Genomic DNA, 19032 nt, shown 5'->3' on the forward strand with positions numbered 1-19032 from the left:
TCTCGGTTTAATCATATAAACCGAGTATTTATGAACCGGTGTTAAATGCGTAGCTACCTGATGCAATCATGTCGAACGTAATATTGGCCGCTTCAGCAAGGAACGGGTCGATATCTTCAATTTGCTCGGGTAAATCGTCCTCTAGGGACTCAATTTTCGGCAAGCCTAAGCGAAGCAAGCGTTCGTTTGTTCTGGCGAGTTGTTTTTCTTCATTTTCTTTCTTTTCAGCAATACGCTCAGCCTCGACCAAGGAAATGTAGTTCTTATCCTTATTTTCGTTGTACTCTTGAATATCTTTGAATATGTACTGAAACTCAGGATCTTTAAGAGTACGTGCAGCATGCTTCGCCGTTAGTACGTCTATGGTACTGCCAGAAGACGGCAACATTGTGTAGTTTGCACGACGAATGCTATCCCAAGGAAGCGCATTTTCTTCTCGGCTTTCGCCCCACTCTGCGGGATCAATCGCTGAAGGATATAAAATATCTGGTTTTACGCCTTTGTGCTGTGTGCTGCCGCCACTAATACGATAGAATTTAGCCATTGTAAATTGCACTGCACCTAATTTATTTTCAAAAAAATCATACACTCTGCCAAGCGTCCGATGTTGCTGCACCGTACCCTTGCCAAATGTCTGCTCACCGATAATAATGGCGCGATTAAAATCCTGCATAGCGGCCGCAAAAATTTCACTTGCAGAAGCACTGAATCTATCCACTAACACCGTTAACGGTCCATCGTAATTCACAATGCCGTCTTTATCACGATTCACTTCAATATGACCACTCTCATGACGGATTTGAACCACCGGTCCTTTGTCGATAAATAAGCCGCTCAATGCAATCGACTCTGGCAACGAACCGCCGCCATTGCCGCGTAAATCCACAATCAAGCCTTCAATTTTTTGCTCTTTAAGCTCATCTAAGAGCTTGATCACATCAACATGCAGGTTATGATAAAACGAGGGTATTTCAATTACGCCGATTCTTTTTCCCGCATTTTCGCCCACGCTAGGTTCAATGATTTTTGACTTTGCTGCACGATCTTCTAATTTAATTTTATCGCGGGTAATTGCCACTTCGATAACGTTTTTAGTGCTCGTGCCGCCCTTCTGCACCTGCAGGCGAACTTGACTGCCCTTGGGACCCTTGATCAGCTCGACCACCTCATCCAAACGCCAGCCCACAACATCAGTAAAGGTTTTTTCGTCTTCTTGAGCGACGCCAATAATTCTATCCTCAGGTTTTATTTGCCCTGACTTGTCTGCTGGACCGCCAGCAACTACACTTTGAATAGTCGTATGATCTTCTTCGATTTGCAGTACCGCTCCAATGCCTTCAAATGACAAGTTCATGTCCATTTGAAAACGCTCAGTGCGCTGTGGAGAGAGATAGCTTGTATGAGCTTCTATGCTGCGAGCGAAAGAGTTCATTACGGCTTGGAAAACGTCTTCACTTTTGGTCTGCGTCAAACGCTTTTCGGCGCGCTCATAGCGTTTTGTCAGCAATTCTGCAGTTTCTTCCCACGTCTTATCTGCTAACTTTAAATTTAAGGCATCATATTTAACACGTTGGCGCCAAAGCTCATTAAGCTCTGACTCGTCTGCGGCCCAAGTTGCATCCTCTCTGTCGTAAAAAAACTTGTCATCTTTCTGCGCAAAATCAAAGGGCTCACTTAATAAAGAAAGCGCATATTTAAAACGTTGTTGACGTCGCTCTAGATTTAGATGATACATATCATAGGCAATTTGAAGGTCGCCAATGCGTATTGCCTCGTCGAATTTATCTTCAAACTCTTTGAAGGACGCAACGTCAGAAGCTAGAAAAAAATGCTTATTACCGTCTAGCGCCTCTAAATAGCGATGAAAAACTTTCTCAGAAAGCGCGTCATCAATATCAATTTTTTTATAGTGAGCCCGAGTAAATAAATCAGAGATACGTTTTGCGGCAATGGAATGCTGTTTCTCTTGCTTTAAGAGGGGAATTTCAAAAGTTTCCGTGGATGCCTCTGCGTGAGCGATGTTCACTGACAGGAAAGCGCATAAGGCTAAAAGACTGGCTTTCGCTTGAAACTTTCTAAACTGTTTTTTCTGCATTAAACATACCTTTTCAAAAAGTGTTATTCCAGCAAGACACGTAATTGTTGTTGCTGCACTTTGACTGTCATTCCAGAGTTAAGTTGCACAAACACGCCATCTTTAGCTACTTCGGTAACCGTAGCTGGCATTGGCTGTTGCCCTACTTTCACTGACACTTTTAATCCTACTTTTAAACCGCTCTGATCAATTGGCGCGACCTTTAGTTTTGGCTGTGCAGGAGCTTTAGGTTTGTGGGAAGTTGCCGCAGCCTTAGGGCGCTTCGCCCGCTCTGGCACGCTAGTGCGAGCCGGCTTAGTTGATGGTTTACGAGCGGGTTTTTGCGCTTCGCGCATTTGCGCTGCTTTTTTCTTGCTTTGTGCAAGTTGTTCCGCGGCATGCTCGGCGTGTTCTGCCTCGACTTTATCGCCATCATTACCCTGCAGGTCAATCCTATGGGAGCCTTCCTTGACTGACGCTAAATATTTCCAACCGCTGGTGTAATGTCTCAATGACATTCTCAACAATCGCTTACTGACGACATCTGTTTCGGCGACATCCGTAGCCAAATCCTGAAAAATACCGATTTTAAGAGGCTTTACTTCACCCTTTAAAACGAAACATTTAGGAAATCTCTCAGCCAGAAACGCCAAGGTTTCTTTCACGTTCGTTAATTTTTGTTGTTCCATCAATTCGTCTTATCTTCAGTGTGTTTGTGCTAGCTAGGCCGGCATTATTTCAATTATTGAACAGATGATCCACCCAATCGACTAAATCGTCAACCTCAATATCCACTAAATACCTATCCTTGTGCCAATATTCCCAGGTATTTGCTAATAATTCTTCTAACTTATCTGTCTCGATATCCTCATCTGCTTTGTCATACACCATATGCAAAGCCATATTCAGTTTCTCACTGGCAAGCTGTGGCTCATCGTGCCAGTCGTCCATATCTTCTGATGTACTTAATATGATGTGAATATCGACTAAATGCTTCATAAACGCCCTTCATAATGGTCGCTTAGAACCATAATCAATTGCTCTAGGCCTTGTTTATCTTCGTCATCAAATCGAGCGAAGACGGGGCTATCTATATCTAACACCCCAAGTAATTTATCGTCGATGATAATTGGCACAACTATTTCCGAATTCGATGCGGCATCGCATGCAATATGCCCAGCAAAATCATGAACATCGTCAACAACTTGTGTTTTACGGCTCGTCGCGGCGGTTCCGCAGACGCCTTTACCCATGGGGATGCGAATGCATGCTACCTGACCTTGAAAAGGACCTAACACCAATTGCTGTTCTTTATACAGATAAAAACCAGCCCAATTAACATCCTCCAGTTGATTAAACACGATTGCGCTAAGGTTGGCCAAGTTCGCGACCAAATCATACTCCCCATCAAGAATCGATTCTGCTTGTTTTTTTATTGTTGTGTATAACTCTGATTTTGCTGTGCTCACTAATGCTATTCACTCTGCATGTTGGTTAAAATTAGTTTTGTGGTCTACTGCTAACCGTATGGACTTCAAACACCACTTCTACTTTCGTAGTGATAGTATTCTCACCCGGCATTGAAGAAAAAGAATCGGCTGATTCCGCCATTAGCATACGCCCTTTGCGCTCAAACATATGCTCTGGAGGTGACGTACCATCGCTCATAAACAATACGTGCCCTACTTCCATGCCCATTGCACTAGCCATCTCATCTGCTTTGTCTTTAGCATCTTTTAGCGCAGCTTGGATCAACGCCCGCTGCAATTTATCTACATTTTGGTTGACTAAGGCAAGTTGACCAATCTGCTGCGGAGACAAAGCCGCCACCTTTTTTATAATGGCATCGAATGCGTCGATATCTGTATGCATAAAATATACTGTGCGCCGATATACAAAACCTTTGTTAATGCGTTGACGTTGATCATTTTCCACCCAAGGATAAACAGTGACGTCCATCGAGCGAATGTTGCTCTCTAGCACATTGTTATCGATCAGTAAGGCAGTGGCTTGCGCAACTTGTTTATCCACCGCATTTTTAATACTGACTAAATCCGCTCCCTTTTCTTCAAAGGTAAAATTCAGATTAAACGCATCAGGGGTTAATTGCTGCTCGGCGTGCCCTGTGACCGCCAATGTTCTAATTGTTTGGGAATCTGCAAACATAGAAACTAGCAATGCGCTTATTACCAACAACGTTTTAAAACCGTATTTGTCCATTTTAATCTCCTGCAAACTCAATGTATCGACAATAGACCAAGGCGCGCCTTAAGTCACTGTCTGAAGCATAATATCTGCTCTAGTTTTTGTGTATTTGCCGATTTAGATATGCTTAAGGATGTCGCTAAATGAATCGACTATGGCGATTGGCTGATGTTTTATAATTTCATTGGGATGATGTACACCGAACGAAACGCCTAACCTTGGCATACCGATGGCTTCAGCCATTTGCATATCATAAACTGTGTCTCCTACCATTAACGCATTTACCGGTTTGATTTTCCAGTGCGCTAGCAGTTGTAATAGCATATCAGGCGACGGCTTTGATTCTGCATCATCGGCGCAGCGTGCGGCATTGAAGTAGTGGCCGCTGTTTGTAACAGCCCATGCTCGCTCTAGTCCGCGCCGCGCTTTACCTGTAGCCACTCCTAGAACATGGCTAGCGCTTAGTGTGTCTAAGGTCTTTATTACACCTGAAAATAAAGGGCTTGGCGTTTGATCTTGACTTAAAAATATTTCTTTGTAATACGCCGCGACCTGCTCAGCATGCTGCATCTCAATCGAAAATAGTCTGGCGATTGCTGGAGACAGACTAATACCGATAATATCTTTGACAGCATCTGTCGAGGGCACCGGCAACTGCGCTTGCACAGCCGCCATCTGCATACATGAAACTATTTTGGCGGCCGAGTCCATAACGGTCCCGTCCCAGTCAAAAATGATATGGCTAAAGCGCATTTTTATTGGTTTCCAGAAGATTTGTTAGCTTGTCATCGTACGGCGCAAAAAATGTAACCTGCTGCTCAGTTTTAGGATGCATAAAGCGTATTTGCGCAGCATGCAAACACAAGCGATTACAACCTAATGCTTTGATGCTCTTATCGAACTCAGCGTCGCCATATTTGCTATCACATGCAATAGCATGGCCGGCATGTAAACAATGCACACGAATTTGATGAGTGCGACCCGTAATGGGTTTTGCTTCAACTAATGTTGAACGAGCAAATGTTGCCAATACCCGATAACGTGTTTCGCTGGGCTTGCCCGCGTCATTAACCTGCACCATTCTTTCGCCGCTTTGCAGCGTATTTTTAAACAATGGTGCTTTTACTTTGCCTCTGTGTTCCGGCCAGGCCCCTATCACTAAGGCATGATATATCTTATCGACTTGATTATTGCGAAGTTGTTCGTGCAGATGACGCAAAGCAGAGCGCTTTTTAGCAATTAATAAACAGCCTGATGTTTCTCTGTCTAGACGATGAACCAGCTCTAAGAATGGGGCATTTGGTCTAAGTACCCGTAAGCCTTCGATAACCCCAAACTTAAGCCCACTGCCGCCATGAACCGCAATGCCTGATGGTTTATTCAAAACGATTAGGCGCTCATCTTCGTAGATAATAGCCTGTTCTAAATACTCAATTCGGCTGCTGTCGATATCTGCTGCTACTGGAGTCTCTAAGCGTATGGGCGGCAAACGTAATTGGTCTTGCGCTTGGAGTTTGTACTCCGGCTTCACCCGTTTTTTATTCACTCTCACTTCACCCTTGCGCAAAATCCGGTAAATTTTGCTCTTAGGAACGCCCTTTAGGACGCGGATCAAGTAGTTATCTATTCGCTGATGTTGCTCATCATCTTCGATGGTAATCAACTGTACTTTTTCAAAGGATTCTGTCATAAGGCCTTGCATTAATTGTAAAATTTCTCGACATTTACATATCTCGAAAAATATTTGTGTGATAGTATCACGACTTGTGCGATTTGGTTGCTTGATTGAAGGGTAAACCGCCCGAGACTAAGTGAAAAGACTTGGCGCGACCATCCGTATGACTCATTAACTAAAAATATAATAATGAGATTATCGCACAATATAAATAGTTTTAAGACGCTCAAATGATGCACGCTAACAACATTGCGATAAAATTAAGCACATTTGGGCCTACATTATAAAGTCAAAAAGACTGACGTAGCAGATAGACAAAGCCCGGAGCGTTTTAATAAGCTCCGAGTAAAATAAGATGAATTAAACATTATCACTCGCACAATTAAACCGTTGTGTACAATTTGATAGCGCTTGAGCACAATCGTGAGATTCTGCAGACAATCTGTTTGCTACTAAGTCTGGATGAATAACAGAGTTAGTAAATATGAAACGTATGTTAATCAACGCAACTCAGCAAGAAGAGTTGCGCGTAGCCTTAGTAGATGGCCAAAAACTCTACGATCTCGATATAGAAAGTCCCGGACACGAACAAAAGAAAGCCAACATTTACAAAGGGACCATTACCCGCGTTGAGCCCAGCCTAGAAGCAGCTTTTGTCGATTATGGCGCTGACCGTCACGGTTTCCTTCCGTTAAAAGAAATTGCTAAAACCTACTTCCCTAAAGGCTATCGATTCGAAGGCCGCCCTAACATCAAAGAAGTGATCAAAGAAGGCACAGAAGTTATTGTGCAAATTGATAAAGAAGAGCGTGGCCAAAAAGGCGCTGCACTTACCACTTTTGTGTCGCTTGCCGGTAGTTACTTAGTGCTCATGCCCAACAACCCTCGTGCTGGCGGCATCTCTCGCAGAATAGAAGGTGACGAACGCACCGATTTAAAATCAGCATTGGGTGAGTTAGAAGTACCAAACGGTATGGGCTTAATCGTGAGAACCGCAGGTGTGGGTAAATCTGCTGCCGAACTTAAGTGGGACTTAGGTGTACTGCTGCACTACTGGGAAAAAATCTCAGATGCTGCGGAGTCACGCTCTGCCCCCTTCCTGATTCATCAAGAAAGTAACGTCATTGTTCGCGCAATACGTGATTATCTGCGCCGCGACATTGGTGAAATACTGATTGACAGCCAGGTGATTTACGAACAGGCATTACAGCACATAGAAGTGGTTCGCCCCGACTTTGTGAGTCGTGTTAAAAGATACGAAGGCAGTGTTCCTTTATTTTCTCATTATCAAATTGAAAGCCAAATTGAATCGGCCTTCCAGCGCGAAGTTCGACTGCCGTCAGGTGGTTCTATTGTCATTGACCCAACTGAAGCTTTAACATCAATTGATATAAACTCAGCGCGCGCCACTAAGGGCGGTGATATCGAAGAAACCGCTTTTAACACTAACCTAGAAGCTGCTGATGAGGTTGCACGTCAACTTCGTCTGCGGGATTTAGGTGGCTTAGTGGTTATCGATTTTATTGACATGACGCCGGTTAAACATCAGCGCGAAGTCGAAAATCGCATGAAAGCTGCGGTTGAAAGCGACAGAGCTCGAATCCAATTAGGCAAGATATCTCGATTTGGGCTATTGGAAATGTCACGTCAACGCCTACGTCCATCTTTAGGTGAGTCGGCGCATCATGTATGCCCTCGCTGTGACGGGCACGGCACCATTCGTGGCAACGAATCATTAGCGTTGTCGGTGCTGCGTATAATCGAAGAAGAATGCATAAAAGATAACACTGGCCAAATCGAAGCCCAGCTTCCTGTTGCCGTTGCTACATATTTGCTCAACGAAAAACGTGCCGCTATTCAGAGTCTTGAACAGCATCACAAATTGCAGCTATTGATTATTCCAAACCCAAATTTGGATACCCCTCGTTATCAAATATTGCGACGCAAGAGCTCAGAGATTGTTAACGACATTAGCTACAATATCGAATTGTTAAAAGAGCCTGAAAGTGCTGCCGATACGCAATCAACACAGCCAGTAAAACGAGAAGCGCCAGCCTTACAGGGCATGAGTGCACCGACACAGGCCCCTGCGGCTGAACCCACCCCTGAGGCCACTTCTGCGCCATCAGAACCAGGTGTTATCTCCAAGATTGGAGCATGGTTTGGCGCTTTGTTTGCAACGGAAGAAGCACCAAAGGTTGAGGCCCCTCGCGAACCGCAGAAGCGTCCTCAAAACCGCAACAATAAACGTCGCCAAGGCGGCAAGCGGAATGAAAGAAGCGGCGAAAGGCCTGAGCGTAATGAACGCACCGAACGCCCAGACAACCGCAGCAAAGCGCGTCCAAAACGCACTGATGCTGACAGAACTGCTAATCAACCGGTCGTTGAAGCGGCTAAACAAGACATCGTAGCGCCTGAAGTTAAGCTTGACGCATCTGCGGCAGTTGAAGAGCAGCCAAAAAGGGAACCTCGTAAAAAAGCGCAGCGCCGATCACGTCGTCCTGCTAGACAAAGCGTCCGCGTCTCTGACGATAATGCGCCAGTGCAAGACGCATCGGCGTTAAATGGAAACAATCTTCCAGCGAATGCAGATGTAACAGATGTGGTAATCGAAAATGAAAAACCAGCATCGCCAAGCTTAGCCACTGCTAATGAAAGTAATGCTGTTGAAGCAAGTTCAGAAAGTGCTCCGCAAATAGAGGCCGTCGATGGCAATATCATCGATGCGAAAGAAGCTGATGGAAATGTCTTAGCGCCGACATCCGTCATCTCTGGTGAGCAAGCAAATGAAGCATCACAAACTGCTGGCGAGTCACAGGCCCCTAGCGAAATTAGCGAGCCGGAAGTTAAAGTTGCGAAACCTCGTGGACGTCCTAGACGCTCGCCGCGCAATACGCGTGCAGCAGCACAAAAAGATAAACCATCTGAGAGTGAACTTGCTGCGACCGCTAGTGGTGAATCTATTCAACCGGAGCTAGCACTCGATACCAATGCAGCGCCAAGCACCTCTGATGTTGCGCCAACAGTCAATGAAACTGCTGATAGCGCTGAGCCTAAAGACGCAGTTGAGTCTGAGCCAGTGCAAGCTGAAATCTCCTTAGACTCAGCAAGTGATGATGTTAGCGAAGTGAAATCTGCAGCACCAGCGCGTGACGATATCGCGCCTGTTGCAGAAAGTGCAGAGGAAGTGCCTGTCTTAGCAAGCGATACTGAGCCGACAGAATCGGCTGAAGTGCCGGTTGAAGATGCTAAAGCAAAGCTTGAGTCAGAGAAGCCAGCAGCTGCGCCAAAAGCTAAAGCCCTCAGCGACGCAAAAGCAGCGCCTATTGAGGCTAAAATACGCGTACCGTCTAAACGTGTGTCTCATCCAATGACCAACCCAGCGTCAGTTGAGATGCCGCCTGAACAGCAGCACAGGGCAATGTCGGCTGAAATGAGAAGCCAAGTGCAAAATGCCGGTACACCAGCAGTTATCTCAAACGTAAAGTCTAAATCAAGTGCTCCTATGGCAACCCCACCAAGTAGTTGAGGATGTGACCTTGGTTCGTGAGATAGTCGTCCAATATAAAAAGCCCTCAATTTGAGGGCTTTTTCATATTTGTAAGATAAGCGGCAAATAGCGGCAGATTGCATTCGCAACGCTACCAGACTAGATCGTCTGGTATTTCGTAGTCAGCATACCAATCGTCATCCCCATCTGCTTGGCTACGATTGTCAACTGCACTGTCGGCAATGTAGATAACCGCCTCAGGCATGCGTGTTTGAATCTTGTCAGCCACTGGCAGGGGCACTAACTCATATTCATTTTCACGATATGAAACTACAGCTAGACGGGCTTGAGTTACATCCTTATATGTGCGTTGACTCACATATAGTCGCTTAACTACATTGTTATGCGTGAAGTTGAGCGCGACATCGCCATTATTTTTAGGCTGCACATTGACCTTTATTAGGTTGATAACCTGTGCTTTTATATCTTTTTGTTGCGTCACTTCTCGGCGCTGCTCAGCAAGCTTTCGGTCTTTTTCTTGCTTTGCCGCTAATGCACGCTCAGCGGCTATTTTAGCCTCATTCTCGATAACCGTTTTTTTGTTTTTTTGCTTTGCTTTTACCTGTTTATGACGGTCTTTTTTTGCCTTTTGAGCTTGCTTTTTATCAGCTAAGCCAGCTTTTAAAAGTTGGTCTTGTAACGAGCCACTCATACTATTTACTTCTTCTTTGCCGGTTTGCGTTTGTCATCCACGACCCACTTACCATTTTGATACCAAGCCGACCAACCTGTTGCTTTTTGCTTGTCGTCTTCCGTCATCACATATTGCTGCTTTGTTTTACGGCTATATCTAACAATGCTCGGGTGTCCATCAGGATCTGCTTTTGGCGCATCTGCTAAGTAATAAAACTTAGGCGAAATTCTGTCTCTAAACCTTGCTAGCTCTTCCACTAACGGCGCTCTTGTTTCTCGTGAGCGCGGAAAAGTTGAGGCTGCTAAGAATATACCGGATGCACCGTCTCTGAGCACAAAGTGGGCGTCTGAATTCACACACTGTAATTCAGGTATAAAGACCGGGTCTTCTTTCGGTGGCGCAGCTTCGCCATTTCTAAGTAACTTACGAGTGTTTTTACACTCTTCATTAGTGCAACCAAAGTATTTGCCGAAGCGGCCATTTTTAAGCTCCATGTTACTTTGGCATTTATCGCACTCAATAATTGGACCATCATAGCCTTTGAGCTTGAAAGTGCCTTTTTCAATTTCATAGCCTGGGCAACTAGGCGTATTACCGCAAACATGCAGTTTGCGCTGCTCATCTACTAAATAACTGTCCATTGCAGTGGCACATACCGGACAACGACGCTTGGCGCGCAATACTTCAGTCTCTAACTCATCTTCGTCAGAAACCTTTACTACTTCATCACCTGGGGTTAGGTTCATCGTTTGCGTACAGCGCTCTTTTGGCGGCAGATTGTAGCCAGAGCAGCCTAAAAACACACCCGAACTAGCAGTGCGAACATTCATATGCTTAGCACACTTAGGACAGTCGATTTCTATTGGTACCGCTAAGTTAGGCTGCATACCACCTTTTTCAGTGGGCATTTCGGCTTTTTCAAGCTGTTCAGAAAATTCACTGTAAAAATTATCTAATACTCGTTTCCATTCTAATTCGCCGTGTGCAATGTCATCTAAACGCTGCTCCATTTTAGCAGTGAAGTCAAAGCTGATAAGGTCGGCAAAATTACTGACCAAACGATCATTGACGATTTCACCCATTTTTTCAGCGTAAAAACGTTTCGCATCTAAACGCACATAGCCACGGTCTTGAATCGTAGAAATAATATTTGCATAGGTAGATGGCCTTCCAACACCGCGTTTTTCAAGCTCTTTTACTAACGAAGCTTCGTTAAATCTTGCTACTGGTTTAGTAAAATGTTGCTTCGGATCGAGCGCTTTTAGATTGAGTATGTCGCCCTGCTGCACGTTCGGCAACTCACCGTCATTGTCGTCTTTACGTTTAACTTGATTGAGCACTTCGGTCCAGCCAGCAAACATCAACACACGGCCTTTTACGGTAAGTTCGTAGTCTGCGGCGGCTACTTTCACTGTGGTCGCATCATATTTTGCATTGGTCATTTGACATGCCACAAACTGGCGCCAAATCAACTCATAGAGTCGCTGTGCGTCTCTTTCCATCTCAGTAAGGCTAGGTGCCTTAACTTTCACGTTAGAGGGGCGTATGGCTTCATGAGCTTCTTGTGCGCCCTCTTTGCTTCCATATCTCAATGCATTTGCTGGTAAATATTTATCGCCAAATTCTTTTTGGATATATTCACGACAGTTTTCTACCGCTTCGCCACTTAAATTAGTTGAATCGGTTCTCATGTAGGTAATGTGACCAGCTTCGTATAAGCGCTGAGCCATGGTCATGGTTTTTTTCACACCAAAACCTAAACGTGTACTGGCAGCTTGCTGTAGGGTCGAGGTAATAAACGGTGCAGAAGGTTTACTCTGAGTGGGTTTTGACTCTCGACTAACCACTTTATACTGGGCTTTCTCAAGTACAGTAACGGCGGCTTCAGCTTGCGCTTTACTCACCGGTTTAAAGGCTTCGCCATTATGCTTTTGTACCATCATACGCAACGCTTCAGACTTAGCAGTGGTCAAGTCAGCGTGTACATCCCAGAACTCTTCTGGAACAAATGCTTTAATTTCTCGCTCTCGTTCGACAACAAGGCGCACAGCAACTGACTGCACACGCCCCGCAGACAGTCCTCTCGCGACTTTTTTCCACAGCAAAGGAGAAAGCATGAATCCGACAACGCGATCTAAAAATCGTCTAGCTTGCTGCGCATTTACGCGCGCGATGTTTAGTTCAGATGGATGCGCAAACGCCTCTTTTATGGCTGTTTGCGTGATCTCGTTAAATACAACACGCTGGAATTTTTTATCTTTACCCTTTAACAGCTCTTGCAAGTGCCAAGCAATCGCCTCTCCTTCTCTATCCAAATCCGTCGCGAGATAGATAGTGTCTGCATCTTTAGCAAGCTTCTTTAATTCACTGACGACTTTTTCTTTGCCCTGAAGAATTTGATAATGGGCCTGCCAATCTTGCTTAGGATCAACGCCCATGCGATCAACGAGTTTGTCGTAGTCATATTGCTTTAGATATTGTTCTTTCTTTTTATCTGACCAAGTGTTGAGTTCTTTGGCCGGCTTTTTGCCCTCAATCTTTCCCAACGCTTTGGTGGGGAGGTCGCGCACATGGCCTACGCTCGATTTTACGATAAAATCTTTGCCTAGATATTTATTAATCGTTTTGGCTTTTGCTGGAGACTCTACGATAACTAGTGATTTACCCATTAAATAAGAAAACCTTATAATTTATAGATGCTTATCATCTTTATTGTGCATCTGTTCTGACGGTGTGTGTTCGTATTCCTTTTTTAACATATATCTACAAAGTGAATAGAAAACAAGCTGTTATATATAATTATCTACATTGAACACCGTGAAGTCATTGTTTTTATTAATGTTTTCTTGGCTTCACTATTGGCAAATAAAAAATACTCCGTATAATCTTGCCTAAATTCTACGCTCTAGATACTTACTGCATACGCACTTAATACCCAAACTAGAGCAAATACATGCGCGAACAATTTGCGCCTCGGAGAGTACGTGATGAAAACAGTAGAAGCAAATTTTGATGGGTTAGTTGGTCCGACCCATAACTATGCGGGTCTCTCATATGGCAATATTGCGTCTAAATCAAACGCCAATGCATTCAGCAATCCTAAACAAGCCGCACTTCAAGGTTTAGATAAAATGAAAGCACTGTCTGACATGGGCATGATGCAAGGTATATTGGCACCTCAGGAACGTCCTGATATTTATGCCTTAAGACGCTTGGGCTTCACAGGGAGTGATGACGCTGTCATGCAGTCGGCCTATAAACAGGCTCCGCACATTTATTTAGCATGTTGCTCAGCTTCTAGCATGTGGACGGCAAACGCGGCGACAGTCTCTCCAAGCGCAGACACAGGCGACCAGCGCGTGCATTTCACACCGGCCAACTTGACAAATAAATTTCATCGGTCATTGGAGCCTGAAATCACTGGTAATATCCTTAAAGCCATTTTCAATGATCAGAATCACTTTGCTCATCATCTTCACTTACCTGATAACGACCATTTTGGGGACGAAGGTGCGGCCAATCATACGCGTCTATGCGCTGATTATGCCGAAGCGGGTGTAGAGTTATTTGTATATGGCAAACATGCATTTGATGACAGTCAGCCAAAACCGACTAGGTATCCCGCGCGGCAAACCATTGAAGCGAGTCAAGCTGTCGCTCGACTGCATCAGCTAGCCGCCAATAAAACAGTGTTTGCTCAACAAAACCCTGAAGTAATAGATGCAGGAGTATTTCATAACGACGTAATTGCTGTGGGAAATCGCAATGTCTTGTTTTATCACCAAGACGCTTTTTTAAATACAGAGCTGCTTAAGCAACAAATTCGCTCAGGTTTAGGTGATGTAGACTTTTATTTTGTTGAAGTTCCCAGCGCGCGCGTTAGCGTCCAAGAAGCGATTAAAACTTATCTATTCAACACTCAACTAATTACCCTGCCAGACGGCGCTATGGTGATTATTGCCCCCATGGAATGCAAACAGAGTGATGCGGTGAATGATTATTTACAATATCTAGTATCTACCAACAATCCGATCACCGCGGTGCACTTTTTTGATGTTAAACAAAGTATGCAAAATGGCGGCGGTCCAGCATGTTTAAGATTAAGAGTCGTACTTAATGAGGCAGAGCAAAAAGTGGTTAATCCTGAAACCATTATGAATGATGCAAAGTTTGCGCAACTGCAAGGATGGGTGAATAAACACTACCGAGATCGCTTAGACCTGGCCGACATGATGGATCCCCAGCTACTAATAGAATCTAGAACTGCATTAGACGAACTTACTCAACTTTTGGCCTTGGGTTCGGTGTACCCGTTTCAACGAAATTAGATACACAAGCTTACTTTTTATATGTAGCTAACATAAAAAACCCGCCAATGAGCGGGTTTTTATTGAACCTTGAACAAAGTTTAAAGCGTGTTAGAACAATCCGTCGAGCTACCAAATGGATTGGCAGGCGGTGGCGATGTTTCTTCCGTTAAATCATCACTTGCAACGCCCAGTTGATAAAGCTGCTGCTCCGAGGATTCGGTTCCAGATGACTGGCCTGACAAACTGATCACATTGGCAACCCATGGTCCAAATTGACGAGCATAGCGAAGGTCAAAAGAAGCCTGCCCATTTTCATCAGTGCGTGCAACGCCATTTCTAAAGTTAATACTTACCACGTTACCTGGGGTTAACTGACCATCGTTGTTAAAATCTTCGCCCGCATCTAGTCTGCCGTTACCGTTGGTATCTTCGTTAGCGCATACTGCCTGAATTACTGCTTGATATACCCTAGCATCCTGATTCCAGACCCAAAATCCTTTTGTGTAGGCTGGTCCGATAGGTGGAGTAGACGTTGCAGTCAGCGCCGCATTAGCGATAGGACGGCCTGCTGCATCAGTTACAAAGACTGCAAACTCTTTTCGATATGTCGCAGAGTCCGGGGCTTCAATTTCATTGCCCGTTCCGATCGAAATATCAAATGCTCTATCACCCACCGTCAAGCTTGTAATTGAGGTAACACCATCACTCTCTGCTTCTATCGTAACACCATCAATTGAACTGACCGCATTTGAGCTGTAAACCGTTGACGCTATGCCGTTACTATCGGTAATAGCAGTATTTGGTGAAATGCTGCCGCCAGTCGAATCGGCAAACAAACGGAAGTTAACCGCTTTGCCTTTGACTAGGTTACCATCAGCGTCTCGTACTACTGCGGTAATCGTAGCCGTCTGTCCTTCTGGCCCAATTATATCTGGGGTTGCATCAACAAACACACTGTTTACAGTGGTTGCCACAAACTCTAAGGTTGCTCGCGCAGTCACTTCTGCACCGCTACCGTCAGCGCCCACCGCTGAAATAGATGCCGGTCCAGCAAATGCTGAGCGGATATCCACGTTAGCAAAACCTTGAGCATCAGTGACTGCAGTGTTTACCGCATTGCCACCTACGCTGATACTGCCCCGTGAAGTTGTTACTGTTACCGTGCCGTTTACAAAAGGTTGGTTATTTCTAAACCAGCGCAAACGAAGTGGCTGCTCTTGATTTAGCGCCAAACCTTCGCTCGGAAGCGCATCAAAGCTGAAGTCATCTTGTTGGACATTAAGCGAAAAGCTTGAAGAAGTATTTAAAGCGGTCGCAGTAATTGTTGACACGCCTGATTCGGTTGCCGTGAAATTAACGCTAATTTGTCCATTTGCGTTAGTTACTGGTGCGGTGTTGTCTAAACTTCCTTTATCGGCAACAAGGTTTATTGCCTGTCCACCGATCCCATTTCCGTCGGAATCTGATAAAACCAAGGTGATAGGCGCGGAATCGTTCAAAATAATCGAGGACGCTCCATTGATATTCACTTCAGTGCCAACCACGTTAATCACAATAGATTCGTTCAATGCACCCGAACTCGAGCTAATCGTAATTGTTCTATTTTCTGGATTATTACTGGTTGTTAATAAAGCCCGTGCCGTACCGTCATCTCCCGATACACTGTTAACCACCGTAATAGATGCGTTTTGATCGGCAGAAAATGAAATTGGGATACCCGCGAGCAGTATATTTTGTGCGCTTTTAACAACCGCAATTAGCTCTATCTGCTCTGACCCACTAGACGCTAATTGCGTTGAACTCGCAAATAAATCCAATGTCGCTGGTACTTGTTGCTGTACGCCCGAAGATTCAAAACCAAGACTCAAACTGGGTCCTTCAAAGACACTCGCAGTTACTGCTCCACTGCCTGACAGTGTGCTGACAAATAAATTAATTTGTGCAACACCGTTTGCATTGGTAAGCGCCGTACCTGCATCATTGCTGAAGGTGGCAAGACCAGCCTGATTAAAAACAAAAGACACCAATTCACCCACTACGGCCGTACCATCTGGATTTTCCAGTGTGACCGAAAAGGTTAATGGAGCGCCTTCTGCAACCAACGTTGCGGCAACACCAGCGCTATCGGTTAATGACCCTGTCATTGTGACAACAGGGCCTGCAGGCGTTGTTGGATCAGGAGTGATGGGTGCTCCGGGGGTATCTTCACGTTGTAAAGAACCACCGCCACCACAAGCGGCGATAAGCCATGTGAGGGTTACTAGCCAAAATATGCGTGTTACCTGTTTCATGTTGCTACCTTGTCTTTAATAGTTGACCGTGCTGCGGTTAAGCGACGCTGACATTTGAAAATAAAAATCGGTTTAGCTTTTGCTTCAGAATTGCTAGTCTCTACTACCTGAGACCCACAACCAGAGCTGTAAAACGTCTTCTTATGTCGCAGGACAAACAAAAAACGCATTTAACCTTAAAAATTGTTATCGGCATGATTACCGGAATCGTTATAGGTGCTTTACTACAAATCTCATTTGATGATAGCGGAGATCGCGTAATCAATGTATTTGGAATGGCTTTTTCTACGTATGGTTTTTTTGTCGATGGTATATTTAACATCGGTGGAACGATTTTTATAAACAGCCTGAAAATGCTGGTAGTGCCGCTGGTATTCGTGTCTTTGGTATGCGGAGTCAGCAGTTTATCTGATCCTTCAAAGCTAGGTCGACTTGGATCAAAGTCTGTTGGTTTATACGTTATGACCACCTTTATAGCTGTCACCTTTGCACTAATCATGGCACTCTTAATAAAACCAGGCGAAGGCTTTGTGATTGAAACTGAAGCCATCTTTGTGCCAACTCAAGAGCATGGCTTTGCCCAAGTTATTATCGATATGTTTCCATCTAATCCAATCAATGCAATGGCCGAAGGCAACATGCTACAAATCATTGTGTTTGCGGTGCTTGTCGGGATCGCGATGGCAAAATGCGGTGAGACCGGCGTGAAAGTCCAAAAAGCCTTTGAAATGATTAATGATGTGATCATGAAAATCGTGTTAATCATCATGGAATTAGCGCCCTATGGCGTGTTCTTCTTGATGGCGAGTTTAGCGGCTACTACCGAGTTAAGTGCCTTCAGCAATATATTGGCTTACTTCTTTTTAGTATTTTTCTTACTGATTGCCCACGCCCTGATTGTGTACCCCACTATGCTGATAGTGCTAGCACGTTTAAACCCCTTAACCCTGTTACTAAAAATGAAAGATACCGCGATTTTCGCTTTTAGTTCGTCTAGCAGTAGCGCAACGCTGCCAATCACCTTGGCCACTGCACAAAAGAAACTGGGTGTCGACCGAAGCGTCGCTTCGTTCACCATACCACTGGGCGCAACCATTAATATGGACGGTACCGCCATCATGCAAGGAGTCGCCACCGTGTTCATTGCCCAAGTGTATGGCGTCGATCTTTCTATTGCCGATTTATTAATGGTTGTGCTTACCGCTACGCTTGCATCAATTGGCACCGCCGGCGTGCCTGGCGTAGGCTTGATCATGCTGGCAATGGTTCTTCAACAAGTAAATTTGCCGGTTGAAGGGATAGCCCTAATCATCGGTATAGACCGATTGTTAGATATGACGCGAACCGTCGTAAATGTTACCGGTGATTGCACGGTAGCTACCATTGTGGCGAAGTCTGAAGGTGTGTTAAATGAAGCTATATACAATACAGACCCTTTTTCAGATGAAATGATAGAAGCATCCAAAGTAGAGATGCACAGAACCTAGCAGCGGTCTCATTTAGACAGCTCAGCGAGAACCGCTTATTGAGCCCTTATCATGTGCGCTTCGGCGATTAGCATTTAGCCTTGGCTCTGCGCGAGTTGAATATCTACATTGACTGTTTGCACGTTGCATATAAATCGATAGGCAGAGATGCCGTTGATGGATTGCGTGTTATAGCCAGGGTAACTTGCGGTAATGGTATAGGTACCGGCTCTCTCATCAGCCCCTCTGAAGCGGTTATTACTGCAAGATTCAAGTTGTTCAGTATAATCACCGTCTTCAAGCGTCACAGTGGCGTCACATACATTTGCATCGGGGTTTCCAGCCAATGACAAATTCACGGAAATGGCTGGAATCACTACCGCAAGGCATATAGACTGCGAACCTAAACGCATATCAGACACTGTATGCAGTGCCTCATCATCTGCAACACTGCGGCTTACATCTACTCTAATCAAGGTCGGGTAACCAAACTCAGGGTGATAAGCTATTTCGTAATCTTCTGCCATCGCAATGGCTTGTTCTGCTATGACGAATAAATTCGCTACCGTCGCTTGGTCAAAGATAAAATGATCGGGAGATTTAAAGTCGTCTTGACCGTTGCTCACCTGACGCAGCGCGGTTTGTACGCGCTCTTGCTCAACATACACTCGATATGAGCCAGAGTCTGGACTAAACGCAGAGTGTTGATTATCCATTTCATATCTAGATTCATTCAAGGCCTCCCATTTTGCGCGATTTTCAAATAAGGTATCGATATCGTTAGTATCGCTGTCGTTGCATGCAGACAAAAAGCCCACACTGAGTGC

At 44.9% G+C, this 19032-nt stretch carries 14 protein-coding genes; 3 read left to right on the top strand and 11 right to left on the bottom strand.

What is annotated here, in order from left to right; translation table 11 throughout:
• Positions 1–28 precede the first annotated feature (28 nt).
• The 7 genes from prc to rluC form a co-directional block, all read right to left on the bottom strand.
• Positions 29–2095 carry a carboxy terminal-processing peptidase gene (gene prc, locus AB9H30_RS02915; protein ID WP_371193122.1) on the bottom strand — a complete coding sequence of 689 codons (2067 nt, stop codon included), beginning with the start codon at positions 2093–2095 and terminating at the stop codon, positions 29–31.
• 23 nt (positions 2096–2118) lie between these two features.
• The gene (gene proQ, locus AB9H30_RS02920) at positions 2119–2766 is read right to left on the bottom strand and encodes an RNA chaperone ProQ (protein ID WP_371193123.1); all 648 of its coding nucleotides are present in this window, start codon (positions 2764–2766) and stop codon (positions 2119–2121) included.
• Positions 2767–2812: 46 nt separating this feature from the next.
• Entirely contained in the window at positions 2813–3073 is a 261-nt protein-coding gene (locus tag AB9H30_RS02925; RefSeq protein WP_371193124.1) for a hypothetical protein, read from the bottom strand.
• Complete coding sequence (locus tag AB9H30_RS02930; protein ID WP_371193125.1) at positions 3070–3543, bottom strand: GAF domain-containing protein; 474 nt, start codon at positions 3541–3543, stop codon at positions 3070–3072. The genes AB9H30_RS02925 and AB9H30_RS02930 overlap by 4 nt, the downstream gene beginning before the upstream one ends.
• Positions 3544–3574: 31 nt before the next feature.
• On the bottom strand, positions 3575–4294 hold the full coding sequence (locus tag AB9H30_RS02935; RefSeq protein WP_371193126.1) for an SIMPL domain-containing protein: 720 nt from the start codon (positions 4292–4294) through the stop codon (positions 3575–3577).
• 102 nt (positions 4295–4396) lie between these two features.
• Positions 4397–5032, bottom strand: a complete 636-nt coding sequence (locus AB9H30_RS02940) for an HAD-IA family hydrolase (protein ID WP_371193127.1) — start codon at positions 5030–5032, stop codon at positions 4397–4399.
• On the bottom strand, positions 5022–5969 hold the full coding sequence (rluC, locus tag AB9H30_RS02945; RefSeq protein ID WP_371193128.1) for a 23S rRNA pseudouridine(955/2504/2580) synthase RluC: 948 nt from the start codon (positions 5967–5969) through the stop codon (positions 5022–5024). The genes AB9H30_RS02940 and rluC overlap by 11 nt, the downstream gene beginning before the upstream one ends.
• Positions 5970–6438: 469 nt before the next feature.
• Between rluC and rne the strand changes: the two genes are divergently transcribed.
• The gene (gene rne, locus AB9H30_RS02950; protein ID WP_371193129.1) at positions 6439–9483 is read left to right on the top strand and encodes a ribonuclease E; all 3045 of its coding nucleotides are present in this window, start codon (positions 6439–6441) and stop codon (positions 9481–9483) included.
• A 112-nt stretch (positions 9484–9595) separates the two neighbouring features.
• Here the strand turns inward: rne and AB9H30_RS02955 are convergent, their stop codons facing one another.
• Both AB9H30_RS02955 and topA read right to left on the bottom strand, forming a co-directional pair.
• Entirely contained in the window at positions 9596–10156 is a 561-nt protein-coding gene (locus AB9H30_RS02955; protein ID WP_371193130.1) for a DUF2058 domain-containing protein, read from the bottom strand.
• Between the two features lie 5 nt (positions 10157–10161).
• Positions 10162–12807, bottom strand: coding sequence for a type I DNA topoisomerase (gene topA, locus AB9H30_RS02960; RefSeq protein WP_371193131.1), 2646 nt, complete (start codon positions 12805–12807; stop codon positions 10162–10164).
• A gap of 318 nt (positions 12808–13125) precedes the next feature.
• Between topA and astB the strand changes: the two genes are divergently transcribed.
• On the top strand, positions 13126–14466 hold the full coding sequence (astB, locus tag AB9H30_RS02965) for an N-succinylarginine dihydrolase (protein WP_371193132.1): 1341 nt from the start codon (positions 13126–13128) through the stop codon (positions 14464–14466).
• 80 nt (positions 14467–14546) lie between these two features.
• Here astB and AB9H30_RS02970 read toward each other — a convergent pair whose 3' ends face one another.
• Positions 14547–16739 carry an Ig-like domain-containing protein gene (locus AB9H30_RS02970; protein ID WP_371193133.1) on the bottom strand — a complete coding sequence of 731 codons (2193 nt, stop codon included), beginning with the start codon at positions 16737–16739 and terminating at the stop codon, positions 14547–14549.
• Between the two features lie 143 nt (positions 16740–16882).
• Here AB9H30_RS02970 and AB9H30_RS02975 point away from each other — a divergent pair, with 143 nt between their 5' ends.
• Complete coding sequence (locus AB9H30_RS02975) at positions 16883–18226, top strand: dicarboxylate/amino acid:cation symporter (RefSeq protein WP_371193134.1); 1344 nt, start codon at positions 16883–16885, stop codon at positions 18224–18226.
• 74 nt (positions 18227–18300) lie between these two features.
• Here the strand turns inward: AB9H30_RS02975 and AB9H30_RS02980 are convergent, their stop codons facing one another.
• Complete coding sequence (locus tag AB9H30_RS02980; RefSeq protein ID WP_371193135.1) at positions 18301–19014, bottom strand: DUF6174 domain-containing protein; 714 nt, start codon at positions 19012–19014, stop codon at positions 18301–18303.
• Positions 19015–19032 lie beyond the last annotated feature (18 nt).

Source organism: Glaciecola sp. SC05 (assembly GCF_041380235.1).
In the GTDB taxonomy this organism is placed as follows: domain Bacteria; phylum Pseudomonadota; class Gammaproteobacteria; order Enterobacterales; family Alteromonadaceae; genus Glaciecola.